Source organism: Acinetobacter sp. SM1B (assembly GCF_003289665.1).
In the GTDB taxonomy this organism is placed as follows: Bacteria; Pseudomonadota; Gammaproteobacteria; order Pseudomonadales; family Moraxellaceae; genus Acinetobacter; species Acinetobacter schindleri.
On the sequence record NZ_QMBM01000001.1, the window covers coordinates 2,608,316 to 2,632,577 of the forward strand.

The 24,262-nt window shown below is 43.5% G+C and carries 21 protein-coding genes; 12 read left to right on the forward strand and 9 right to left on the reverse strand.

The features are described 5' to 3' along the window. The first annotated feature begins 171 nt into the window (after positions 1 to 171). Both hpt and C8322_RS12575 read left to right on the forward strand, forming a co-directional pair. Complete coding sequence (hpt, locus tag C8322_RS12570) at positions 172 to 699, forward strand: hypoxanthine phosphoribosyltransferase (RefSeq protein ID WP_008306930.1); 528 nt, start codon at positions 172 to 174, stop codon at positions 697 to 699. A gap of 170 nt (positions 700 to 869) precedes the next feature. After that, positions 870 to 1,127, forward strand: coding sequence for a GlsB/YeaQ/YmgE family stress response membrane protein (locus C8322_RS12575; protein ID WP_004813984.1), 258 nt, complete (start codon positions 870 to 872; stop codon positions 1,125 to 1,127). A gap of 135 nt (positions 1,128 to 1,262) precedes the next feature. On the opposite strand, the gene C8322_RS12580 is transcribed toward C8322_RS12575, so the two are convergent. Further along, positions 1,263 to 1,964: a DsbC family protein gene (locus C8322_RS12580; protein WP_108675710.1), complete on the reverse strand. Its 702-nt coding sequence runs from the start codon at positions 1,962 to 1,964 to the stop codon at positions 1,263 to 1,265. Positions 1,965 to 2,087: 123 nt separating this feature from the next. Further along, a complete protein-coding gene (gene dmeF / locus C8322_RS12585; RefSeq protein ID WP_108675709.1) occupies positions 2,088 to 3,035 on the reverse strand; it encodes a CDF family Co(II)/Ni(II) efflux transporter DmeF in 948 nt (315 codons plus the stop codon). A 56-nt stretch (positions 3,036 to 3,091) separates the two neighbouring features. On the opposite strand from dmeF, the gene C8322_RS12590 reads away from it, so the two are divergent. Beyond that, the gene (locus C8322_RS12590; protein ID WP_004813991.1) at positions 3,092 to 3,358 is read left to right on the forward strand and encodes a metal/formaldehyde-sensitive transcriptional repressor; all 267 of its coding nucleotides are present in this window, start codon (positions 3,092 to 3,094) and stop codon (positions 3,356 to 3,358) included. Positions 3,359 to 3,533: 175 nt separating this feature from the next. Then, positions 3,534 to 4,679, forward strand: coding sequence for an MFS transporter (locus C8322_RS12595; protein WP_108676019.1), 1,146 nt, complete (start codon positions 3,534 to 3,536; stop codon positions 4,677 to 4,679). 43 nt (positions 4,680 to 4,722) lie between these two features. On the opposite strand, the gene mnmE is transcribed toward C8322_RS12595, so the two are convergent. The 5 genes from mnmE to rpmH all read right to left on the reverse strand — a co-directional run bounded on the left by mnmE (position 4,723) and on the right by rpmH (position 8,830). Beyond that, on the reverse strand, positions 4,723 to 6,081 hold the full coding sequence (gene mnmE, locus C8322_RS12600; RefSeq protein WP_108676018.1) for a tRNA uridine-5-carboxymethylaminomethyl(34) synthesis GTPase MnmE: 1,359 nt from the start codon (positions 6,079 to 6,081) through the stop codon (positions 4,723 to 4,725). A 93-nt stretch (positions 6,082 to 6,174) separates the two neighbouring features. After that, entirely contained in the window at positions 6,175 to 7,938 is a 1,764-nt protein-coding gene (gene yidC / locus C8322_RS12605; RefSeq protein WP_004814010.1) for a membrane protein insertase YidC, read from the reverse strand. A 5-nt stretch (positions 7,939 to 7,943) separates the two neighbouring features. Next, entirely contained in the window at positions 7,944 to 8,264 is a 321-nt protein-coding gene (gene yidD / locus C8322_RS12610) for a membrane protein insertion efficiency factor YidD (RefSeq protein ID WP_004814012.1), read from the reverse strand. A gap of 9 nt (positions 8,265 to 8,273) precedes the next feature. Further along, positions 8,274 to 8,666: a ribonuclease P protein component gene (gene rnpA / locus C8322_RS12615; RefSeq protein WP_004814013.1), complete on the reverse strand. Its 393-nt coding sequence runs from the start codon at positions 8,664 to 8,666 to the stop codon at positions 8,274 to 8,276. 29 nt (positions 8,667 to 8,695) lie between these two features. Then, positions 8,696 to 8,830: a 50S ribosomal protein L34 gene (gene rpmH / locus C8322_RS12620; protein WP_000831329.1), complete on the reverse strand. Its 135-nt coding sequence runs from the start codon at positions 8,828 to 8,830 to the stop codon at positions 8,696 to 8,698. 661 nt (positions 8,831 to 9,491) lie between these two features. Here rpmH and dnaA point away from each other — a divergent pair. From dnaA to C8322_RS12645, 5 genes are all read left to right on the forward strand, one after another. Continuing rightward, the gene (gene dnaA / locus C8322_RS12625) at positions 9,492 to 10,874 is read left to right on the forward strand and encodes a chromosomal replication initiator protein DnaA (RefSeq protein ID WP_004897458.1); all 1,383 of its coding nucleotides are present in this window, start codon (positions 9,492 to 9,494) and stop codon (positions 10,872 to 10,874) included. 109 nt (positions 10,875 to 10,983) lie between these two features. Then, entirely contained in the window at positions 10,984 to 12,132 is a 1,149-nt protein-coding gene (gene dnaN / locus C8322_RS12630) for a DNA polymerase III subunit beta (RefSeq protein ID WP_004814015.1), read from the forward strand. Between the two features lie 27 nt (positions 12,133 to 12,159). After that, positions 12,160 to 13,242: a DNA replication/repair protein RecF gene (gene recF / locus C8322_RS12635; protein WP_111810730.1), complete on the forward strand. Its 1,083-nt coding sequence runs from the start codon at positions 12,160 to 12,162 to the stop codon at positions 13,240 to 13,242. A 55-nt stretch (positions 13,243 to 13,297) separates the two neighbouring features. Then, positions 13,298 to 15,766, forward strand: coding sequence for a DNA topoisomerase (ATP-hydrolyzing) subunit B (gene gyrB, locus C8322_RS12640; protein ID WP_111810731.1), 2,469 nt, complete (start codon positions 13,298 to 13,300; stop codon positions 15,764 to 15,766). A gap of 189 nt (positions 15,767 to 15,955) precedes the next feature. Next, positions 15,956 to 16,303, forward strand: coding sequence for a hypothetical protein (locus tag C8322_RS12645; RefSeq protein WP_008306872.1), 348 nt, complete (start codon positions 15,956 to 15,958; stop codon positions 16,301 to 16,303). Positions 16,304 to 17,038: 735 nt separating this feature from the next. Here C8322_RS12645 and C8322_RS12650 read toward each other — a convergent pair. Beyond that, the gene (locus C8322_RS12650) at positions 17,039 to 18,202 is read right to left on the reverse strand and encodes a zinc-dependent alcohol dehydrogenase (protein ID WP_002045824.1); all 1,164 of its coding nucleotides are present in this window, start codon (positions 18,200 to 18,202) and stop codon (positions 17,039 to 17,041) included. 340 nt (positions 18,203 to 18,542) lie between these two features. Beyond that, positions 18,543 to 20,477, reverse strand: a complete 1,935-nt coding sequence (locus tag C8322_RS12655) for an ATP-binding cassette domain-containing protein (protein WP_111810732.1) — start codon at positions 20,475 to 20,477, stop codon at positions 18,543 to 18,545. A 229-nt stretch (positions 20,478 to 20,706) separates the two neighbouring features. On the opposite strand from C8322_RS12655, the gene C8322_RS12660 reads away from it, so the two are divergent. The 3 genes from C8322_RS12660 to C8322_RS12670 all read left to right on the forward strand — a co-directional run bounded on the left by C8322_RS12660 (position 20,707) and on the right by C8322_RS12670 (position 24,177). Beyond that, positions 20,707 to 21,711 (forward strand): putative solute-binding protein, encoded by a 1,005-nt coding sequence (locus C8322_RS12660; RefSeq protein WP_005220459.1) that lies wholly within the window; start codon positions 20,707 to 20,709, stop codon positions 21,709 to 21,711. A gap of 254 nt (positions 21,712 to 21,965) precedes the next feature. Beyond that, positions 21,966 to 22,976, forward strand: coding sequence for a putative solute-binding protein (locus C8322_RS12665; RefSeq protein WP_004814025.1), 1,011 nt, complete (start codon positions 21,966 to 21,968; stop codon positions 22,974 to 22,976). 226 nt (positions 22,977 to 23,202) lie between these two features. Further along, on the forward strand, positions 23,203 to 24,177 hold the full coding sequence (locus tag C8322_RS12670) for a putative solute-binding protein (protein ID WP_171334362.1): 975 nt from the start codon (positions 23,203 to 23,205) through the stop codon (positions 24,175 to 24,177). Positions 24,178 to 24,262 lie beyond the last annotated feature (85 nt).

Consider the following 24,262-nt stretch of genomic DNA (forward strand, 5'->3'; position numbering starts at 1 on the left):
GCTGCGCTTTTTTACTCAAGCGCGATTCACAATTGCCGAAAAAATGATTACATTAACACAGGGCAAAACAGGTGCATCTGCCTGCTGGATGTATTAAAATTGCTGATATATCAGGTGTTGCAGGTCAACACCTTTTTTATTTTGCTATTTTTACTTTTTAGGTATCTACCCATGACCGTTCAAATGAGCGTAATGATTTCCGCTGAAGAAATTCAAGCTAAAGTCAAAGAGCTTGGTGCTCAAATCGATGCACACTATGCCCATAGTGACAAAGAACTTGTGCTCATCGGTTTGTTACGTGGTTCAGTGATTTTTATGGCCGATTTGTGTCGTGTGATTTCAAAACCACATGAACTGGATTTCATGACTGTGTCCAGTTATGGTGGTGGCACGGTATCGTCACGTGATGTAAAAATCCTGAAAGATTTAGACGGTGAAATCCGTGGTAAAGATGTACTGGTGGTAGAAGACATCATCGATTCCGGCAATACGCTGAGCAAAGTTCTGGAAATTCTGCAAACCCGTAACCCAAACTCGATTCAGCTCTGTACCTTGGTCAGCAAACCTTCACGCCGTGAAATTAATCTGGATGTGCAGTTCCTTGGCTTTGAAGTCGAAGACAAGTTTATTGTCGGTTACGGTCTGGACTATGACCAGAAGTACCGCCATTTGCCTTTTATTGGTGAAATTGGTCTTTAAGAGATCCAACTTTAAAAAGTGGCGATAGCCACTTTTTTTATGTCTGCTTCACATGAACAAAAAGCTAACATTCCGTTTCAGGACTTCGCTAGATTGAAGACTTGACTTATCCGATGATGATTTCTGAACATGACTTAAAAACAAAGACATGATAAGAAAGGAGCATACATATGTGGTCACTTATAGTTGCAATTGTTATTGGTTTTATCGCAGGTTTAATTGCGCGTGCAATCCATCCTGGAGATGACAAGGCAGGCTTTATTATGACAACCCTACTGGGGATTGCCGGTTCATTACTTGCGACCTATGGCGGTCGTATGCTAGGTCTTTATGAGGAAGGTTCAGCAGCAGGCTTTATTGCTTCGGTGATTGGTGCCATTATTATCCTGTTTATCTACAACATGGTCACCAAACGCAGAACTGTCTAAATATTTAATTGAATAATTTCTGTTTTGCATTGAAAAAAGCACCCTGTCGGGTGCTTTTTTATTGCTAGGTTTTTAAAGATTCAATTCAAAGCTTCTGCTCTCGATATACTTCAGATGACCAAGCAAAAGTTAAGATTAAAGACCGAGTTCTGTCAGAATCTTTTCAATCTGTTCAGCCGGATAGGCACCCATGACTTTAAAACCATTCGAGAAAATAATTGCTGGAGTACCTTGAATATTTAGGGATTTAGCCAAGGCCAAGTTGCGTTCTACCGGATTAGCGCAGCGTTTGCCAGATTTAGGCTGAATACCTTTACTAATCAGATCCTCCCAGGCTTGAGCCGGATTTTTTTCACAATAAATCTGTCGTGAAGGGGCTATAGATTGCGCTTTCAGTGGCAGAACAAAAGTGTAAATGGTTACGTCATTGAGCTTTTTAAGTTCTAGTTCAAGCTGTTTACAATAGGGGCAATTGGGGTCAGAAAAAATCGCCAACTGACGCTTGCCAGTGCCTCGTACTGTTTTCAATGCATCCTGTAAAGGCAGCTTTTTCCAGTCGATACTGTTCTGTTTCAGCACCAGATCCCGGGTAAGATTTTGCTTATCGGCAAGGCGAATCATAGACCCACCGATGAGATGCTTGGCATCCTCGTTCAGGTAAATCACTTGTCCATCCATAGAACCACTATAGATCCCTTTCATTTCAGTAGTCTGAAGATTTTCAATCTTCAGGTCTGGGCTATGTTTGGCCAGGTTAGCTTTGACTGTATTGATATCGGCAAAGCTAAGGCTCGTAGCCAATACCGTCATGGCCAGCAGTAGGATAGGTTTCAGCATGAATCTCCTGCTCATGTCAGAGTAAAGTAGTGCTAATTCTATGCGTTTCATGCAGAAAAATCAGATGATTTATGTACTGTCATGTTTCACTATTCTTAATGTTTCACGTGGAACATAAACTACTTATGAAATAGAAGTAACCGGATTAATCTCTACAGAAATATGCACGATTTCTTCATGAATAGAAATCGCTTCACGGACCTGATCAGGACTTAAATCTAGCGCAGTCTCCAGCGCCACAAAACAGGCAAACTTGCCTTTCCCAACGCGGGAAACATGCAGGTCAGACAGTTTTACTAAAGGACCAAATTCCGCGACAACTTCCCGGATTTCATCTACCACCGGTGCATCCATATCGGCATCCAGCAGGGTTTTGGCAGTCTGTTTCAATAAACCAATAGACCAGCGTGCGACCAGAACCGAGCCAACAATCCCGAGCACAGCATCCAGAATATCCCAGCCAAAATACTTACCGGCAAGCAGGGCTATGATGGCAAAGACTGAAGTCAGGGCATCTGCTACTACATGCATAAATGCTGCCTGATGATTCAGGTCGTGCTGATGGTCAGAATGGCTAGGATGATGCTCATGATCGTGGTGATGCCCATGAGCATGTTCGTGTCCACCATCATGCAGCAACCAGGCACAGACCAGATTAATAAATAAACCTAAAATCGCAATAGGAATGGCTTCATTATAGTGAATCTCTACCGGAGCAAACAGGCGTTCAATCGAATGGAAAGCCATAAAGCCCGCAATCACTAATAGCATGATGGCACTACTATAACCTGCCAGAATTTCAATACGCCAAGTCCCCATATTAAAGCGAGGATCATCGGCATAATGACGTGCTGCTTTGTAGGCGGCAAAGGCAAGTCCCAAGGCCAGGACATGGGAACTCATATGCCAGCCATCTGCCAGCAAGGCCATGGATTGAAAGACCCAGCCACCCATAATCTCAAATACCATCATCACGGCAGTCAGGATTGTGGCGAGCAGTATTTTCTTCTGTGCCAGTGGATTGCCTTGATCAAACTGATGGTTGTGCTGTGGAGCGGTATTGTTTTGCATTCGAGTGGTCTTGTTTATATACTCCCCCTTAGTATATTTATTTTTGGAGACTTGTGGTGAGTCATTTGCATGAAGATAAAAAAATATTAAATCGTGTACGGCGTTTAAAAGGTCAGATTCATGCGGTAGAAGCCTCACTGACACAGCAAGAACCCAGCTGTATTGATGTGCTACAACAGGTCGCTGCCATTAAGGGGGCGGTGAATGGTCTGATGAATGAACTGATTGAGGAGCACCTTAGAGAGCATGTAATCAAAGATCCAGAAGCTGTCAATGAACAGGATCTTCAGGAATTTTTAAAATTGCTCAAGCGTTATGGCTGATTTTTTCTGCTGAATATTTTCGTTTTGTTTACAGCAAGATAATTGACCGCTTTTTCATCTAACCGATACACTGCTTTCCATTCAAATTTTTATTCAACATCATTTTTCTGGAAGCGTGATGTTGAACTTCTATGGCAGCAGCATGACAATAAATACCACATGGCGACCATTCGCCATGGTCAGCCTTACATTGATTATGGGGACTATCGGCACGGCACTGGCCAGTCCGCTTTACCCTATTTATCAACAGGTTTGGCATCTATCTCCAAGCCAGATTACTTATATTTTTGTCGCCTATATGTTTGGCTGTCTAGGCACTCTGTTGTTTCTGGGACGAACCAGTAACAGTATTGGTTTTTTAAGAACCTTACAAATCGGCTTGGTATTTATCAGTCTAGGCTTAATCATTTCCGTCTTTGCAGACAATGCACTGATTTTATCAGTGGGGCGTTTCATTATCGGCATTGCCTCAGGTCTCATGACCACTTCTGCCATGATTGGCATGATGCAAACCATTCCCGAGAGTCATAAGCAGTTTGCGCCGCAACTGGTATCAATCCTGACTGCGGTTGGCTTTGGTTTGGGTCCTTTGGTCGGCGGAATCATTGCGCAGTTTTCTCAGATGCCACTGATCACTCCATATCTACCTATTATTTGGGGGGCAGTACTATGTTTTATTGGCTTGTTCTGGTTAAAAGTGCCAGCATTTGAACGTCAGCCTTTTAGTATTGCACCGAAATTACTGCGTCCTGAGCCTCAATATCATGCTTTGTTTATGATCGTGGGTTTGACCGCATTTTCTGCCTTTGCTGCCTTTAGTTTATTTGCCTCACTGTCACCCTCTTTTGTGCAGGATATTCTGCCTTGGCATGGGCCTCTAGTCAGTGGTACCGCCATCACCTGCATTTTGTTGATTTCTGCCATGGTGCAGTTCTTTGCTAAAGCGGTTGCTGCAAAGAAATGTCTGAATATTGGCTTGATCATTATGTTTGCGAGTCTGATAAGTCTTGCACTGTGTATGCTCCTCAAAACGAGCATTTTATTTTTTGTCAGTGATATTCTGTTTGGAATTGGACATGGTTTTGCCTTGATGGGCGCATTTGGTGTGATTCATGCGATCACAACCTTACAGAATCGGGCCGCAGTCATGTCGACCTATCTGTTTATGGGTTATTTAGGCACAATTGTGCCAATTATTGCAGTGGGTTATCTGGCCGATCATTTTGGCTTGGGTTTTGCTGTTATCAGCTTCTGTGCGGTGATTAGTATTTTATGTGTAGTTCTCTGGGTATCACATCAGAAACTGCATGTAAAAGCCTGATAAAAAAGCCCTCAATTGAGGGCTTTTTTATATATCTTGAAGATTATTTTCCAATACAGAACGATCCAAAGATCTTGCCCAGCAGGTCATCCGCACTAAAATCACCAGTGATCTCACCTAAAGCATTCTGTGCCAGACGCAAGGATTCTGCCACTAACTCACCTGCGTTATATACCACCAGTTGTTCACGAGCTTCAGTCAGATACACCTGGGTACGCTTCATTGCGTCTAAATGACGAGTACGGGCAATAAAGGTATCCTCTTCAGGCTGGAAGCCTGCATGCGCCGTAATCGCATCTATGAGCGACTGGACGCCAGTTTCTTGCTTGGCTGAAACGGTAATGTGACGGAAGCCCTTAAAATCCCCCATGACAGCATCGGCACCGGTCAAATCTGCTTTATTACCAATTAGCATCAGGCGTTTCGGTTCAATATGTTCAGCAAAATACTCCTGTGCCAGTTGTAATGGATCATCACCCTGACTCAGGTCATAGACCAGCAACAGCAGATCTGCTTGTTCAATTTCCTTGATTGCGCGACGAATCCCTTCTTTTTCCACAATATCACCCGTTTCACGCAGACCGGCAGTATCAGTCAGGGTAATTGGCAAACCATTTAAGGTAATTTTCTCATGCAAAACGTCACGTGTCGTACCCGCAATATCGGTCACAATGGCGCGTTCAATCCCGGCCAAAGCATTTAGCAATGACGATTTACCGGCATTGGGTTTACCGGCAATGACCACCTGCAAACCTTCACGTAGAAGCTGGCCCTGACGCGCAGATTGCTGTACTTGAGTGATTGCACTGGATACGCCATCCAGCAGATTTAGAATCTTGCCATCAGCCAGAAAATCAATTTCTTCTTCCGGGAAATCAATTGCGGCTTCTACATGCAGACGCAAATGAATCAGCTGTTCAAGTACGGCATTCACCTTGGTCGAAAATGCACCTTGCAGAGAACGTACCGCAGAACGTGCAGCCGCTTGTGATGTCGCATCAATCAGGTCAGCAATGGCTTCAGCCTGGACCAGATCCAGCTTGCCATTTTCAAAGGCACGCATGGAGAATTCACCCGCTTTAGCTGCTGTTGCCCCAAGTTCCAGCAAACGTGCCAGCAGGGCATTCTGGATGACCGGACCGCCATGGCCTTGCAGTTCCACCACATCTTCGCCCGTGAAAGAATTTGGATTCGGAAAGCAGATCGCTAAACCTTCATCCATGACTTCACCTGCCGCATCATAAAACTGGCGAAAACCGGCAAATCGGGCTTTAGGCAATTCTTTTTGAGTTAGCGCCTGGGCAATTGCATAAGATTTTGGACCAGACAGGCGGATCACCCCAACACCGCCACGTCCCGGTGGTGTCGCAATCGCAGCAATCGTAGTGGTTGGGTTGAGCATAAAATTCACCTGCAGAAGAACAAAAAGTACAGCCAAAAAAAATCCGCCTAAGATTACCATCTTAAGCGGATTTATTCAGCCCGTCAGTTCAACTTAGTTGACTGGCTTTGCCTCATCACGTTGTGCACGATCTTTGGCAACAGACTTGTTGATCAAGCTTTGCTGCAGGATGGTGATCAGGTTGTTGACAATCCAGTACAGCACCAGACCAGCCGGGAAGAACAGTAAGAATACTGTAAAGATCACTGGCATGATCTTGAACACTTTCGCCTGCATTGGATCAGTCGGTTGTGGGTTCAACGACTGCTGGATATACATGGTTGCACCCATCAGCAATGGCAGGATGAACCAAGGATCCATTGAAGATAAATCCTGAATCCACAGCATCCATGGTGCATGACGCAGTTCCACAGATTCCATCAGTACCCAGTACAATGCCAGGAAGATTGGCATTTGCAGCAAGAGCGGTAAACAGCCGGCAAGTGGATTTACCTGCTCGCGTTTGTACAGTGCCATCATCTCTTGAGAGAAGCGCATACGGTCTTCACCGAACTCTTCTTTCATACGCTGCATTTCTGGCGCAATCACACGCATTTTCGCCATAGAGCGGTAACTCTTCGACGACAATGGCCACAGGATCAGTTTTACCAGAATAGTCAACAGAATGATCGCCCAGCCCCAGTTACCTACCAGGCCATGGAAAAATTCCAGACCAACAAATAGTAGTTTGGCAATCGGCCATAACCAGCCATAATCTACAGTCTGGTTCAGACCTGTTGCCAGATCTTTGAGCTCTGACTGGATTTTTGGACCAGAATAGAAGGTCGCATCAATTTCAGCCACAGTACCGGCAGGTACGTTGAAGGTCGGAGAGGTAAAGCCAATGATATTCATGTTATCAGTTGACTTACGTGATTCCAGCTTCGCCGTATAGGCCTCGCCATTGCCCTGTGTCAGTTTCAGGTTACCTGGTACCCATGCACTGACAAAGTAGTGCTGCACCATCGCAACCCAGCCGCCTTTGGCTTCAGTGCTGAGTTTTTCTTCAACAAAGTTGTCAAATTTCAACTTGTTGTAATGCTCATCCGGGGTACCCCAAGCGCCACCTAAGAAAGTACCTAAAGTAAAGATACCTTGATCAGATTTGCCTGGATCCTCAGAATTGTCACGCTTGATCTGGCCAAACATTTGACCTTGCCAAGCCTGTCCACTGCGGTTGATAACCTTGTGGTTCACGACAACTGGATATTCACCTTCAGTAAAATTGAAGGTTTTGATGACTTCTACACCATCTGCCGTCTTGAATACCATTGGTACAGACAGAACTTTTACATTCTCGCCATCTTTATTTTTGACTGCCTTGGCATCTGCCAGGGTATAAGCAGTTTTTTCCAGCTCATAGCTTGGACGGCCATTACGGCTGCTGTCCGGTCCATTTAGACCAATTAAACCTGACTGCGCGACATAAGTACGTTTCGCATCGCTTTCCAGCATGACGAAAGGTTCATCGCTGTCTTTGTTTTTGTCATGATTGAGTAATTCAACACGAACAATATCACCACCTTTAGGATTAATCCAAAGATGATAAAGGTCAGTTTGTACTGAAATAAGCTGCTGACTTACAGGTGCTGTAGCATCCGTGGCTTGCTGCGCTGGAACATTTGCTTGTGGCACATCAGAAGCGGCGGTAGCCGTCTGAGCATTTGGCAAATCTGCTGACACTTCTTGCGATACAACTGCAGTTTCCTGCTGAGGTTGAGTTTCCGCATTTCCATAATCTTTTTGCCACGCCAAAATGAGCAAATATGCGACAACAAACATAGCCCCGAGAATTGCAATCCTGGCCCATTGTTGCATATGTATTACCCCAAGTGGTGAGAGTGATTTTGGTTCAATAAACGATCACGAAAGGGTACAGCAACGTGAAGCGTTTGAGAATCTATTTGCTGAAATGAAATAAAACGAATCGCTTTCGGAGGAACAGGATCGTATCCTGAGCCACCCCACGGATGACAACGGCAAATACGTTTAGTAGCCAGCCACACACCACGCACAGCTCCATGTGTATGGACTGCTTCCAAGGAATATTGAGAACATGTTGGAAGATAACGACAGCGTGGTCCAAGTAAAGGACTAATCGCAATCTGATAGAAACGGATCAACCAATGCAGTAAACGTACCATTGGCCATCTCTACTTTTGTGGGGAGGGAGCTATTTTTATATGCTTTTTGGCAAGACGGTTGAGTTTCTGCCAAGCAAATTGTAGTTGCTGGTGCAATTCTGCATTCGGGACTGTATCAATACCAGCTTTTGGCATCACCACAATATCCAGATCGCTGAGCTGCTGTTGATGCAGGCGAAAACTTTCGCGAGCAAGACGTTTTACTCGATTTCGTTCATGCGCACGGCGCACTTTTTTCTTGGCAACAACTAAACCCAAACGGCTATTTGGCAGTTCGGACGGTTTTGCAAGAAATAAGAAATGGGGTTGATGCACTTTTAAAAGCGCACCATCAAAGACACCTTTATAATCGGCAGCACAGCGTAATCGTAACTCTGTGCCAAAACCATAAAGTGTTGTCATATCACCCAAAGTCGGCGAAGCCTAACTGATTAAACAGTTAAGCTGTGACGACCTTTTGCACGACGGCGAGCTAGAACTTGACGACCAGCTTTAGTAGCCATACGAGCACGGAAACCATGAACGCGTTTACGCTTTAATTCAGATGGTTGGAATGTACGTTTCATGTCGAAACTCCAAAAATGATCTTTCTATGAAGGTCCGCGATTTTAGTGCTCATTGCTTGAGCTGTCAATGCAAAAGCATATTTCTTTTCAAATTAGTCTAGGAATTGGCTTGCCTGATACTTTTCAAATCGTGTAGTCAAAGAGTGAATAAAATAGTTAACCACAATATAAATAATTGTTTTAATATTATATTTTAGTTATTAACATCTATATCAACAGATTTATCCACAATACTATACACAATTCAAATTTAGATTCTCGTTTTGAATTTAAATTTAAACCATGTGCTGGTTATCCACAGAAAGTCTGGATCTTATAAATAAATTCAAATTTATAAATTTAAATTTATTACTATTAGGGAACTGTTTTTCTGTGGAAAATGCATTTTTAATTTTAATAAACATAATCTTATATTGTGGATAAAACTGTTTCTATAATTTTTATACTTTGTGGATAACTTTATGTTATATTTTATCCACAGCTTGCGGATAAACTTATCCACACCAGGTTTTAAATTTAAATTTATGCATGAAAAGCGCTTTTTTGAACGATTTATGCTGAATATTTCATGACAGATGTGGATAACTTGGTTAGAATGGCGACCCGCTTTCAGGTGCGGCAATGGCTTTTGAATAAACAATGGAATGAATAGGGGATTCACATGCTTTGGACAGACTGCTTAAATCGCTTGCGACAAGAGCTCTCTGGAAATGTCTTTACAATGTGGATACGCCCACTGGTTGCAGAGGAACTGGACGATACTCTTCGTCTTTATGCACCGAACCCTTACTGGACGCGCTACATTCAAGAACATCATCTGGAGCTGATCTCGATTCTGGCGGAACAGTTATCTGAAGGCCGGATCCGTAAAGTCGAAATTCTGGTGGATTCCCGTCCTGGTGCGATTTTATCTGCCAGTGAACAGCCAGCAACCACCACGGCTGCTTTAGAAACACAGCCAGTGAGTACGCCTGCGCCTCGCCCACGTAAAGAAAAAGAAGAATCAGTTAAAAATAGCCGCAAGCGTCAGCTAAATCCCTTATTCACTTTTTCTCTATTTGTGGAAGGCCGCTCGAATCAGATGGCCGCAGAAACCTGCCGTAAGGTTTTGACCCAGCTCGGTGCATCTCAACATAACCCATTATTTTTGTATGGCCCGACCGGTCTGGGTAAAACCCACTTGATGCAGGCAGTAGGGAATGCATTATTGCAAGCCAAGCCGAATGCCCGCGTGATGTATATGACCGCAGAAAGCTTTGTGCAGGACTTTGTCAGCTCGCTGCAGCAGGGCAAGGTTGAAGAATTCAAGAAAAACTGTCGTTCTCTGGATTTATTACTGGTCGATGATATTCATTTATTGGCGGGTAAAGAGGCTAGTCTGGTTGAGTTTTTCTATACTTTTAACGCACTGTTGGATGAATCGAAACAGATCATCCTGACCTCGGATCGTTATCCGAAAGAATTGACGGAGCTGGATCCACGTCTGGTTTCACGTTTCTCCTGGGGCTTGTCGGTAGGGGTTGAGCCGCCCGATATTGAAACCCGTATTGAAATTTTACTTAAAAAAGCTGAAAGCAATGAAGTGGATCTGCCACGTAACTGCGCACTGTTTATTGCACAACAAGTGGTTGCCAATGTGCGTGAGCTGGAAGGTGCACTAAACAAAGTGGTGGCGATTTCCCGCTTTAAAGGTACACCGATTGATCTGGATGTGGTACGTGAATCCTTAAAAGATGTTTTGGCGATTCGCGCCCGCACCATCAGTACTGAAAATATTCAGCGTGTGGTCAGTGAATATTTCCGTATTCCACTGAAAGAACTGGTCGGTCCGAAACGTACCCGTATTTATGCACGTCCGCGTCAGCTTGCAATGGGTCTGGCACGTGAATTGACCGGAGACAGTTTCCCGGAAATTGGCATGGCATTTGGTGGTCGTGACCATAGTACCGTGATGCATGCCTGTGAAAAAGTATTGAGTCTGCGTGAGGAAGATCCGATCTTCAACGAGGACTATAAAAACCTGCAGCGCCTGCTGCAAAGCTAAGCCAAAACGCTCAAATTCTGCGCTTGCTATGCGGCTTTTTTTGCCGCATAGTACAGTGCTAAATAATTAACTTTTCCATATTAATCTTCAGTTTTCAGAGGAATGTACCGTGCGTTTAAAAATCGCGAAAGAGAGCTTACTGAATGTTCTATCACATGTCGTAGGAGCGGTTGAACGTCGCCATACCTTAAACATTCTGTCTAACCTGAAAATTCAAGTGACAGCTCAAGCATTAACGGTAACTGGTTCAGATCTTGAGGTAGAACTGGTAGCAAGTATGCCTCTGAATGAAGGTGCATGTTTGCAAGCTGGTGAAACCACGGTTCCTGCACGTAAGCTGATTGATATCTGTAAATCTTTGCCATCAGCTGCGTTGGTAGATCTGCAAATTACTGAAGATCAGCGCTGTATTTTGAAGTCTGGAAACAGCCGTTTTGTGCTCGGTACCTTGCCTGCTGAAGACTATCCATTACTGTCGACTGAAAACAGTCAGGGCACCCAGGTAACTGTGACCCAGCGTGAACTAAAACGCCTGTTTGAAAAAACTGCGTTTGCGATGGCGGTACAGGATGTACGTTTCTACCTGACCGGTACATTACTGGAAATTGATGCTAACCAATTGCGTGCAGTGACTACGGATGGTCACCGTCTGGCGCTGTGTGAAACAGCTGCGCAATCGACTGCAGCTCAGCCAATCCAGGCGATTGTGCCACGTAAGGCAGTAGGTGAATTACAGCGTTTACTTAGTGTTGAAGATGATCAGTTATCATTGCTGATTGGTCGTGAATTGCTAAATGTAACTATCACTGTTGCAAACCGTGATAAGGAGCAGGGGGATACTACAGTACGTTTCACCACGAAACTGATTGATGGTAAATTCCCTGACTATCGCCGTGTGATTCCACGTGGTGGTGACAAGCACGTGATCATCGCACATGATGTATTCAAGCAATCTCTGCAACGTGTTGCGATTTTGAGTAATGAAAAACTTCGTGGTGTATTCCTGAACTTTAATGCGGATTCACTGCAACTGCGTGCCAATAACCCGGAGCAGGATGAAGCGATTGAAGATCTCGCCATTCAGTATGCGGATGCACCAATGGAAATGTCTTTCAATGCGCAATATTTGCTAGAAGTTTTGGGTGTGCTGGACGGTGATGATGTCTCCATGAGCATGACCGAAGCAAACCAGTCGGTGTTGGTTCAAGATCCTGCACATACTGATCAAACTTATGTGGTCATGCCGATGCGCGTTTAAGCGGCAGCATCCAGGCACAAGCTAATCATGCATATTACGCGTTTGCATATAGAGCGTGTACGAAACTTAAAAACGGTTGCTCTCCAGGGATTGCAGCCGTTTAACGTTTTTTATGGCCAGAATGGTTCAGGCAAGACTTCTATTCTGGAAGCCATTCATCTGCTGGCCACAGGGCGTTCTTTTCGTACCCATATTCCTAAAAATTACATTCAGCACAGTGCTGCGGATGCGATCGTGTTTGCCCAGTCTGATACCGAAAAAGTCGGTATGCAGAAAATGGCCAGTGGTGAGCAGTTGATCAAGGTAAATGGTGATCTGGTGGCGACCCAGGGGCAGCTGGCCAAGCTGCTACCTTTGCAGCTGATTGATCCACAAAGCACCGATATTATCGATCATGGTGCCAAGCCACGCCGACAGTTATTGGACTGGTTAATGTTCCACGTGGAACCAGAATTCTATCATGCCTGGCAATATTATTCGCGTGCCTTGAAGCAGCGCAACAGCTTGCTAAAGTCCAGGCGCTACCTCAGTCTTTCAGAGCTGGAGCCGTGGAACCAGATGCTCAGTCAATATGGTGAGATTCTGCATTCACAACGGATCGGTATTGTCGAGCAATGGAAAGTTTTCTTTGAGGAAGACCTGAAACATTTGCTGCCAGATCTCACGATTAGCCTGGATTATAGTCCCGGTTTTCATGCTGAAACTGGCCTGCTCAATGACCTGACCAATCATCATGAGCGGGACGTTGAAAGACGCTATACAGAATACGGCCCACATCGCGCAGATTTGCGTCTGAAGACCCCTCTGGGAGATGCAGATGTGATCCTGTCTCGTGGACAGAAAAAGCTGCTGCTGATGGCGTTAAAACTGTCTCAAATTGCAATGCTACATTCTTGTAATAAGGAAACTGTGGTATTATTAGATGATCTGACAGCAGAATTAGATTTAACCGCACAACAACGTTTAATTGAGCGATTGAGCCAACTTGGTAGTCAAGTTTTTATTACCACTTTAGACCACGAATCAGTACAAAAGCATTTACATGATTTGTCTATCTCATATCAGTTATTCAATGTTGAAAACGGTATCGTTCAGGTTGTTGTGCAATAGTATTTTAAAGTTTTACCCATCTTTGGATAGACCTATTTTTCACTAGGGAGAAACCATGAGTTCAGAAGATCAAGCTGCTTCTCAACCAGAACAAACCATTGAAAAGGCTTATGATTCCTCTAGCATCAAGGTATTACGTGGTTTAGACGCTGTGCGTAAGCGTCCGGGCATGTACATTGGTGATACAGACGACGGTACAGGCTTACACCACATGGTTTTCGAGGTGGTCGACAACTCGATTGACGAGGCGCTGGCAGGTCACTGTGATGAAATTTTAGTGACTATTCATGAAGATGAATCGGTGTCAGTATCAGATAACGGCCGTGGTATTCCAACTGATATTCACCCTGAAGAAGGTGTGTCTGCAGCAGAAGTAATTCTGACTATTCTGCATGCCGGCGGTAAGTTTGATGACAACAGCTATAAGGTCTCTGGTGGTCTGCACGGGGTAGGTGTTTCGGTTGTAAACGCCCTGTCAGAAAAACTGGAACTGACCATTCATCGTGCTGGTCATATTCACCAACAGGAATACCGCCATGGCGATTCACAGTACCCGTTAAAAGTCATTGGTGATACAGACCGAACCGGTACCCGTGTACGTTTCTGGCCAAGTGCTGAAACCTTTAGTCAGACCATTTTCAATGTCGATATTCTGGCGCGCCGTTTACGTGAATTGTCATTCCTAAATGCCGGTGTGCGTATCGTACTGCGTGATGAACGCATTAATGCCGAGCACATCTTTGATTATGAAGGTGGTCTGTCCGAATTTGTAAAATATATCAATGAGGGCAAAACTCACCTGAATGATATCTTCCATTTTACTACGATGGCGGAGAACGGGATCGGGGTAGAAGTGGCATTGCAATGGAATGATTCTTATCAGGAAAATGTACGCTGCTTCACCAACAACATCCCGCAAAAGGATGGTGGTACGCATTTAGCCGGTTTCCGTGCTGCACTGACCCGTGGTTTAAATAACTATATGGACAGTGAAAATATTCTGAAAAAAGAAAAAGTTGCAGTATCTGGTGATGATGCACGTGAAGGGTTGACTGCGATTGTATCGGTGAAAGTACCTGATCCGAAATTCTCATCACAGACCAAAGAAAAGCTGGTATCGAGCGAAGTAAAAACTGCGGTCGAACAGGCCATGAATAAGTCATTCTCGGAGTACTTGTTAGAGAATCCGCAAGCAGCGAAATCAATCGCGGGTAAAATCATTGATGCAGCACGTGCCCGGGATGCAGCGCGTAAAGCACGTGAAATGACACGTCGTAAGAGTGCGTTAGACATTGCCGGTCTTCCAGGTAAACTGGCAGACTGTCAGGAAAAAGATCCAGCATTGTCTGAACTGTACCTGGTCGAGGGTGACTCGGCGGGTGGTTCTGCGAAACAGGGTCGTAACCGTAAGATGCAGGCAATCTTGCCACTGAAAGGTAAAATCCTGAACGTGGAACGTGCACGTTTCGACCGTATGATTTCATCGGCTGAAGTGGGGACACTGATTACTGCACTGGGCTGTGGTATTGGTCGTGAGGAATATAATCCGGACAAGTTGCGTTATCACAAAATCATCATCATGACCGATGCTGACGTGGATGGTTCGCACATCCGTACCTTGCTGTTGACCTTCTTCTTCCGTCAAATGCCGGAACTGGTTGAACGTGGTCATATTTATATTGCACAGCCACCGCTGTACAAGCTGAAAAAAGGTAAGCAGGAACAGTACATTAAGGATAATGATGCGCTGGAAACTTACCTGATTTCGAATGCGATTGATGAACTTGAACTGCACATCAGTGCGGATGCACCTGCCATTCGTGGTGATGCACTGGCAAATGTGATTGCGGATTACCAGACCTCGCAAAAAAGCTTGAATCGTTTGACGCTACGTTATCCTGCAACGTTGCTGGATGGTCTGTTGGCGCTTGAAGCATTTAAACTGGATCAGGCAGCTGATCTGGATTATGTAGAAAACTGGGCAATGCAGTTGCGTCAACACATCGAAGACAAGCAACCAAGCCTGCGTCCTGAGCTGGGTATTGAAACCTTCGAGAAGGAAGATGCAGAAGGCAACAAGTCTGTGACTTATCTGCCACGTATCACGATTTATATCCATAACCTGCCACATGTTTATCTGCTTGATTCAGGTCTGTTGGGTTCAAGTGAATATGCACGTTTATTGAAGAACTCGAAGAGCTGGTTTACGTTACTTGAAGAGGGTGCTTACCTGCAAAAAGGTGAGCGCAAGATTCTAGTGAATAGCTTCCATGAAGTATGGCAGCACATCCTGCAAGACTCACGTCGCGGCATGATGATCCAGCGTTATAAAGGTCTGGGTGAGATGAATGCGGATCAGCTGTGGGAAACCACTATGGATCCAGAAAACCGTAATATGCTACAGGTGACGGTACAGGATGCGATTGAAGCAGATCGTATGTTCTCTTGCTTGATGGGTGACGACGTAGAACCACGCCGTGCCTTCATTGAAGAGAATGCTCTGAATGCAGATATCGATGCATAACTGATACACAATACACTTAAAAAAGCACCTTTCGGGGTGCTTTTTTTATGATCAATTTATGCTAGTGTCATTTTAACTGGTTAGCATATTCAGCAGCTGATCAGTGATTCTGGCACCCTATCTGGTGATTTTTTTATTCGCAGTATTTGTCTGATCTGGGCCAGCCTATAGCAATAAAGAGGTTTATCCATGGATAGCCAGCTTGAAGAAGTTCGTGAAATTTGGGCTAATGCATTCTATACCGGTCATTATGAGGTTCTGCGTCAGTATGAACATGAAGACTTTAAGGTAGTGTTTGAGCAGAAAAACCGTGTAGAAACCAGTTATGTCCGTTATGACAGGATTGCGCATGCGGTCAAGAATGGGGTCTGGAAGCCGCATAAGCCTGAAGTAGAATATGAAGATTACGAATATAATGCAGATCAGACGGAATGCTGTGTGATGACTGGTTTGGCTAAAGATAAACATCGTATTCAGGAATTATGGCGCTATGAAAATGAATGGAAAATCATTGAACTTCGATTTCTAAAATCCTAGATTTTCAATCGCTTAACAAATTTATAAAAATAAAGTAATTAATAAATCAAAATATGTATGAATATTCCCATTCCTAAATAAGTTCAAAGCTTGATCAATAGTGTGGATAACTCTAAAGTTATCCATATTTATTTATGTGAATAAGATAGTATTTATCCACAATAGGTTCACTTTTAAATCAGCTCTTATTTCAAATTCAAATTTATTCTCTGGTGACTTGTGGGTAAATATTTTTAAATTTAAAATAATGTTTTAAATTTAAATTAGCAGCTTATGCGGGATTTCTGCGTTTGAGCCAAAACTGTCCAAAACAGATTAGTTTGCTTACTTTTTTATAGAAAATTAAAATAAATATTATATAAAATAAACGCTTATGTGGTTAATGTAGTTTTATTTAATAGTGGGCGTGGAACTTATTTTTTCTTGAAAATTTAAATGTAGTTAAACTACATAATTATTTTAATAATCAAGTGAAATTTAATTTTATTTTTAAAATCACTGGGTTAAATATGGTTATTACTGGTTTATTCTTTGGGTTGCTTTTCTAGATCAGTATTTATATTCGAACTTTGCTGAACTACTTTCTACAAGTTAGAAAGAGGAGTAAAAATTAAATAACTTCTGTTAAACAGAGTTTTTGATGAAGAAACTTGAAAAATAGAAACAGGTGATTTGATCTGTCTTAATTAAAGAATAAAAAGCGCCTAGAAGGCGCTTTTTATTCTTTTAGTACATTTACGGTGTCAGAATGACTTTACGACAGTCTTCTTCCTTTTTATCAAAAATACGGTAACCTTCCGCAGCATCTTCCAGTTTCATGCGATGGGTAATAATCACATCTGGAGACAGATCTCCATTTTCAATATGTTCGAGCAACTGCGGCAAGTATTTATGCACATGGGTTTGTCCCATTTTAAAGGTCAAACCTTTGTCAAAGGCATCACCAAACAGGAAGCCATGAATTGGACCGGCATAAACCCCAGGTACACTCACCACACCGCCACGGCGGACCGCTGCAATACATTGTCTGAGCGCTGAACCACTCGAACCTTCTAATTTCAGGTTGGTCATTACGGTTTCCAGAACACTCCCTTTGGCTTCGAAACCAACGGCATCAATAACCGCATCAACACCGCGATAACCTGCTGTATTTTGAATAATAAATTCAGCTGCATCGACTTCATCAAAGTTGACCGGAATGACCCCATAGGTTTGATGAGCAAATCGCAAGCGATAAGGGTGATGGTCTACCATGAAGATCTGTTCGGCACCGAGCATCCGTGCACAAGCTGCAGATAACAGACCGACTGGACCAGCACCATAAATTGCCACTGTAGAACCACGGGTGACTTGAGCATTGGTTACTGCCTGCCAGGCTGTTGGCAGAATATCGGTCAGGAATAATACTTTTTCATCAGGCAAGGAGCCGGGAACCTTAAACGGTCCGACATTACCTTTGGGAATCCGCACATATTCAGCCTGACCACCCGGAACACCACCATACAGGTGGCTAAAGCCAAACAAGGCTGCTCCTGGTGGAATCTGTTTTTTATTGAGAATTGCACCACGACCCGTATTGGTATTTTCACAGGCAGCCATCAGTTCATGTTCACAGAAAAAACAGTGACCGCATGCAATGACAAAGGGAATGATCACCCGGTCACCTTTTTTGACTTCTGTCACTGCAGGGCCGACTTCTTCTACAACTCCCATAAATTCATGGCCGAAAATATCACCGTCTTCAGTGGCCGGGATTTTACCCCGGTATAGATGTAGATCTGAGCCACAGATAGCGGTGGCTGTCACCCTTAAAATAACGTCATCTGGTTCCTGAATCACTGGATCTGGAACAGATTCAACTCGTACATCCCGAGCACCATGATAGGTAAGAGCACGCATGCGGATTTCCTCTCTAGTTCAACATAAATAGTCTCAAATAAGGCTGCTGATTATTAAAAAGCCTTTTTATTAGAGCCTTATAACCTGACCTAGAGCTGTAAATTAATGTATGAAATAAGGAAGCCGAGTGTTTAAAAAATAAACTTATATAGTATTTGCGTAATTCACTACAAAATATGTCAAAAATCGAGTAAATGATTAACCAAGCTGAGAAGTGTAGGAAAATAGGTAAGAGAAAAGATTTACTAATAGCAGAGAAAATATAAACCCATAAAAAAAGGATCAGTAACTATAGTTAATGATCCTTGAAGCTTTAAACAAATATTAAAATTAGCTTTCCCTAGAAAGACTGTTCCAGTTCCTCTAATTCCATCATCAGTTCCAGCATCTGTTCTTCAGCAGTTTCCAGTTGTGCTTTCAGTTCAGTCTGCTCATTCATGAGCTTAAGCAATTCATCCTTACGCGCTGCATCATACAGACCAGTATCTGACAGCTTTTCTTCAATTGCAGCCAGTTTTGGCTGCAACTTTCCGATCTGGCTTTCACATTTTTCAATATTTTTGCGAATCGGCCGAGTCCGCTCACGTTGGCGAGCAGCCTCCTTGCGTTGGGCTTCTTTATCCATTTTACTTGGTACAGGTTTCGCTTCAGCTTGCTGTGTTTTCATCACTTCAGCAGTTTTAGGCGCATTTTTTAATAATTCTGCACGTGCCTGACGTAACCACTCGGCATAAGCCACCAGATCGCCATCAAATTCAGTACATTTGCCGTTATGAACTAACAGCAGCTCATCACAGACACTGGCGATCAGCTGACGTTCATGCGAAACCAGCACGACAGCACCTTTGAAATCTTGTAGTGCCATCGTTAAAGCATGACGCATATCCAGGTCCAGATGGTTGGTTGGTTCATCCAGAATCAGCACGTTTGGACGTTGCCATACGATTAATGCAAGTGCTAAACGGGCGCGTTCACCGCCCGAGAAACTTTCACTTGGTGTATCCATGCGTTCGCCGCTAAAGCCGAAGCTGCCGAGGAAAGAACGCAAGCTGGCCTCACTGATTTTAGGATCAGCGATACGTGCCAGCTGCAACATCGGGCTGGCGCTACCATCCAGTGCATCCATCTGGTGCTGGGCAAAGTAGCCAATATTTAACAATTCCGAGTCTTTACGAAGACCTTTAATTAAAGCTAAATCACCGACGAGAGATTTAATCAAAGTCGATTTACCAGCACCATTCATCCCCAGCAGACCAATACGGCTATTGGGAGTAATTTGCAGGGTAACATTACGCACAATCAGCTTGTCGCCATAACCGATATCGGCATTTTCCAGCTGTAGTAATGGTGAACTCATTTTGGTTGGTTCACGGAAGCTGAAAGTAAACGGCGTATCTACATGCGCAACGGAGAGTTCCTGCATACGCTCCAGCTGCTTGATTCGGCTCTGGGCCTGTTTTGCCTTGGTGGCTTTGGCCTTAAAACGGTCAATAAATTTTTGCAGATGGGCACGCACTTCAAGTTGCTTTTCATAGGCTTGTTGCTGCTGTGCCAGACGTTCGCTACGGGTACGCTCGAAAGTCGAGTAATTACCGGTATAAAGTGTCAGTTCCTGATTTTCGATATGTAAAATATGATCGGTAATGGCATCCAGGAAATCCCGGTCATGTGAAATCAGCACCAAGGTGCCTTCATAGGCTTTGAGCCAATCTTCTAGCCAAAGAATCGCATCTAAATCTAAATGGTTGGTCGGTTCATCCAGTAATAACAGATCAGAACGGCTCATCAAGGTACGCGCCAGATTCAGACGCATACGCCATCCCCCTGAAAAACTGGCAACATCCAGCTCGGATTGATAATCCATAAAGCCCAAACCTGCCATCAGCTGTGAAGCCTTAGATGATGCTACATAACCGGAAATTTCGTCAAAGCGGCCATAGAGGCGTGCCAGTTCAGCATCATCCAGTTGTTCAAGATGATTCAGCTTTTGTTGGATATCCCAGTATTCCTCATCACCGGACAGGACAAAATCAATCGCCTTCATATTCAAGGCTTTGATTTCCTGGGCCATATGCGCCACAGTCCAGACTGCAGGACGGGTCAGGGAACCACTGTCAGACTCAATCCCACCCAAGAGTGCTGAAAATAGGGTCGACTTGCCGGCTCCATTGACACCGGTCAGGCCAATTTTCCATCCAGGATGCAATTGCATGGAGGCTTTCTGGAAAAGGATGCGTCCACCGCGGCGTATGGTTAACTGATCTAACTGAATCATGGAACTGTACTGACATTCGACAAGAAGAATGGCGCTATTCTAAAGGAAAGCCCATCAAAATAAAAAAATCTTGCTGGAGAATTCACAGGATCCTGCACTTCATCCATAACATAGATTCATATTTTTGAATCTATGTTTAAATAGAACAGGTATTTTTAATGACAAACAAGATGATATTGAAATATAAATTTCAGTAAAAAATAACCAAGAATAAATAGAGTAGAGCAAAATGAAAAAAGGATCTTTGATTTTAGCAGCCTTGACTGTACTTGCCTCAAATATGAGTTTTGCCAAGGTAGATATCTGCGTCTTTGATTTATTGGGCAAATCTGGTGAATCTTACAAGTTACTAGAAGAATGGCAATTAGTGAGCAAGCAATGGGGGACTGAAGTACAACTTCTTGCTTATCAGGATGAAGCCAAAGTCGATCAGGACTTTAAAGCAGGCAAATGTGATGGACTGTTTATGACCTCCATGCGTGCCCGGGCCTATAACAAATTTGCCGGTTCAATTGATGCTATTGGTGGTGTGCCTAGCAATGATATTGCCATGAAAGCCATTAGCTATGTACTGGATCAGCGTAATGCCAAACGTCTGGTGTCTACCATTGGTAAAGACAAGTTTGAAGTTGCCGGAATTGTGCAAATTGGTACGGCATATATTTTTGTACGGGATCGTGCCATAAACAAGATTGAACAGGTTAAAGATAAGAAATTTGCAGTTTTGCATTATGACTATGCACAAAAAGTCATGGTAAATAGGATTGAAGCTGTGCCAGTTATGTCGGAAATTTCTAATTTTATTCGCCGTTTTAATCAGGGCGAAGTCGATATTGTGGCTGCACCTGCTTATGCTTTTAAGCCGCTAGAACTGTCTAAGGGCTTGGGGAATAAAGGTGCAATGATCAAGTTCCCTGTAGTAAATGTGACGGCAGATTTAATTATTCGGCCAAATAAATTTCCGGACAAATTTGCAGCACACTCACGTGCCTGGTTCATCAAACAGTTACCGAAAACCATTGCTACTGTTAAACGTATGGAAGCAGAAATTCCAGCTAAATATACGCTAAATTTAAGTCGTGAGGACTATACCAGTTACCAGAAAATTCTCCGAGATGGCCGGATTGATCTGACTAATCAGGGCATCTATGACCCAAATATGATGCGGGTATTGAAACGTGCGCGTTGTACGGTAGAACGTACCAATTTTGAATGCTCATTAGGCGGAGAATAGTGCTCTAATGTATTTGTTTGTAAATTGAATTAAAAAAATGTAAGTTTTTAGGATTTTAAATAAATCGCTAAAAAATTGATATCTATGGACTTCCTTATATCCAAAATGTGAATACGGGACACATTTTGATAATAGGGGACAAACTCCCTAAATATAATGGAGTAAATACTCTATTTTTTTTAAAGAAACTTGCTAATATTTGTCACAAGTATGGAAACTCCATCGAAGAACAAGATTTTGCAAGGATTATTAGAATGAAAAAAACACTTCTAGCATTGGCGGCGTTTTCTGCCGTTAGTTTCGCAGGTACAGCGCAAGCGAAAAAAGTCGATATCTGTGTTTTCGACTTACTGGGCAAATCTGGTGAGTCTTTCCAGATGGCTCAGGAATGGGCACTGGCAGCGAAATCATGGGGGGCAGAAATTAATCTGATTGCCCGTCAGGATGAAGCAGTTGCAGATAATGATTTTAAAGCAGGTAAATGTGACGGCGTATTTATGACGGCGATGCGTGCACGTCAATACAATAAATTTGCTGGCTCTATTGATGCGCTAGGCGGCGTGCCAAGTAATGCGATTGCACAGCGTGCCATTACCTTCGCTTTGGATAAACGTAATGCTGCCAAAATGGTCAGTAATTTAGGCGGCAAAAAATATGAAATTGCCGGTATTGCACCACTGGGCTCGGCTTTTATCTTTGTGCGTGACAAAAACATCAACTCGATTGAAAAAGCCGCCGGTAAAAAGTTTGCTGTACTGGGCTATGACGATGCACAAAAAATCATGGTGCAGCGTGTAGGTGCCCAGGCAGTCGTGTCTGATGTATCCAACTTTGTGGCCAAGTTTAATAATGGTCAGGTAGATATGGTAGGTGCACCTGCTTATGCTTATAAGCCACTAGAAATCTATAAAGGCTTGGGTAATAGTGGCGCGATGTTTAACTTCCCGGTGCTGCATGTCACTTCAGACTTTGTGATCCGTCCTGAAAGCTTCCCGGCAGGTTTTGGACAGAAATCACGTGATTGGTTTGTTAAGAACTTGCCAAAGAGCATGGCGATGATCAACCGTTTAGAAGCCGGTATTCCAGCCAAATATAAAATGAACCTGAGTGCAGAAGACAAGACCAAATATCAAAAAATGCTTCGTGACGGCCGTATGGATATGACCAAGCGGGGAATTTATGATGCTTCTATGATGAGTGTACTGAAACGTGCCCGCTGTTCTGTCGATAAGGCAAACTTCGAATGTTCACTACCAGGTGAATAAACTGATTTTAAAAGGAAAAAAGCCTGGAAAATTCCAGGCTTTCTTTATGTTAAGACAGGCAACTTTACCATTGCCTGCGACTTGAAAATGATTAGAATGAATATCAGTTATGCTGTCATCTTTCTCATAAAAACAATGATATGCAGCAGTCCTGAGAAAACAAAAACAATTTTTTAAGGAATAAAATATGAAAACTTGGTTGAAGGCGTTCGCACTCGGTACAGGCATGGTCGCAGCGTCCGGTACAGTACAGGCGAAGCAAATCGTCTGTGTATTTGATCTGGTCGGTAAGAATGGCGATGTGTACGCTGTGATGAAAGATTATCAGCTGGCTGCAAAAAACTGGGGTGCAAATATCGAGCTGCGGGTAAATACCAATGAAGCTGTGGTTGCAGAAGATTTTAAAGCCGGGAAATGTGATGGTATTAGCGTCACAGGGATGCGCGGACGCCAGTTCAATAATTTTACCGGTTCACTGGATGCTATTGGTGCGATCCCAGATCTGAATCTGGCAGTTAAAGTGATGCAAGGACTGGCAAGCAAGACTTTTGCCAAATATATGTTACAAGGCAAATATGAAGTCGCCGGAGTCATTCCAGTGGGTGATGCTTTCCTGCTGGTCAATGACCGCAGTATTAATACCGTAGCTAAAGCAGCAGGCAAAAAAATTGCTGTACTGGATTATGACGAAGCGCAAAAAATCATGGTGCAACAGGTAGGTGCACAGGCGGTCAGCGCTGATGTCACCAACTTCGGTGCCAAGTTTAACAATGGTCAGGTTGATATCATTGGCGCACCTGCTGCCGTATTCAAACCCTTAGAGCTGCATAAAGGTCTAGGTAGCAAAGGTGCGATTGTGAATTATCCGATTTTACAGGTGACAGGCAATATCATCATCCGTCCAGATAAATTCCCGGCAGGTTTTGGGCAAAAATCACGTGAATGGGTGAAAGGGGAGTTGCCACGCGCTTTCGGAATTTTAGGTAAAATGAAAGCTGATATTCCCTCTAAATACTGGATGGATATTCCAGCAGCAGACAAACCCGGTTATCAGAAAATGATGCGTGAAGCGCGGATTGATCTGACGAAGCGCGGTATTTATGACAAACGTATGATGAAGCTGTTATGGCAGTTCCGCTGTAAGCAGGACCCGAAAAACTTTGAGTGTGCACTACAGGATGAAAATTATAAACAATCCTGATAAATTTACTCTGATTAAGCTTTAATTTACAAAGACTGACCATATATTGAGTATGCTATACTTGAAACATGGTCTTTTCTTTTTA

Bases quoted from the DNA above. Each gene is read 5' to 3' on its own strand.
- gyrB (WP_111810731.1), top strand. From the start codon at position 13,298: ATGAGTTCAGAAGATCAAGCTGCTTCTCAACCAGAACAAACCATTGAA.
- recF (WP_111810730.1), top strand. From the start codon at position 12,160: ATGCATATTACGCGTTTGCATATAGAGCGTGTACGAAACTTAAAAACG.
- C8322_RS12595 (WP_108676019.1), top strand. From the start codon at position 3,534: ATGGTCAGCCTTACATTGATTATGGGGACTATCGGCACGGCACTGGCC.
- dmeF (WP_108675709.1), bottom strand. From the start codon at position 3,035: ATGCAAAACAATACCGCTCCACAGCACAACCATCAGTTTGATCAAGGC.
- C8322_RS12580 (WP_108675710.1), bottom strand. From the start codon at position 1,964: ATGCTGAAACCTATCCTACTGCTGGCCATGACGGTATTGGCTACGAGC.
- C8322_RS12665 (WP_004814025.1), top strand. From the start codon at position 21,966: ATGAAAAAAACACTTCTAGCATTGGCGGCGTTTTCTGCCGTTAGTTTC.
- dnaA (WP_004897458.1), top strand. From the start codon at position 9,492: ATGCTTTGGACAGACTGCTTAAATCGCTTGCGACAAGAGCTCTCTGGA.
- C8322_RS12575 (WP_004813984.1), top strand. From the start codon at position 870: ATGTGGTCACTTATAGTTGCAATTGTTATTGGTTTTATCGCAGGTTTA.
- C8322_RS12650 (WP_002045824.1), bottom strand. From the start codon at position 18,202: ATGCGTGCTCTTACCTATCATGGTGCTCGGGATGTACGAGTTGAATCT.
- C8322_RS12645 (WP_008306872.1), top strand. From the start codon at position 15,956: ATGGATAGCCAGCTTGAAGAAGTTCGTGAAATTTGGGCTAATGCATTC.
- rpmH (WP_000831329.1), bottom strand. From the start codon at position 8,830: ATGAAACGTACATTCCAACCATCTGAATTAAAGCGTAAACGCGTTCAT.
- C8322_RS12670 (WP_171334362.1), top strand. From the start codon at position 23,203: ATGGTCGCAGCGTCCGGTACAGTACAGGCGAAGCAAATCGTCTGTGTA.
- mnmE (WP_108676018.1), bottom strand. From the start codon at position 6,081: ATGCTCAACCCAACCACTACGATTGCTGCGATTGCGACACCACCGGGA.
- hpt (WP_008306930.1), top strand. From the start codon at position 172: ATGACCGTTCAAATGAGCGTAATGATTTCCGCTGAAGAAATTCAAGCT.
- yidD (WP_004814012.1), bottom strand. From the start codon at position 8,264: ATGGTACGTTTACTGCATTGGTTGATCCGTTTCTATCAGATTGCGATT.
- C8322_RS12655 (WP_111810732.1), bottom strand. From the start codon at position 20,477: ATGATTCAGTTAGATCAGTTAACCATACGCCGCGGTGGACGCATCCTT.
- yidC (WP_004814010.1), bottom strand. From the start codon at position 7,938: ATGCAACAATGGGCCAGGATTGCAATTCTCGGGGCTATGTTTGTTGTC.
- C8322_RS12660 (WP_005220459.1), top strand. From the start codon at position 20,707: ATGAAAAAAGGATCTTTGATTTTAGCAGCCTTGACTGTACTTGCCTCA.
- rnpA (WP_004814013.1), bottom strand. From the start codon at position 8,666: ATGACAACACTTTATGGTTTTGGCACAGAGTTACGATTACGCTGTGCT.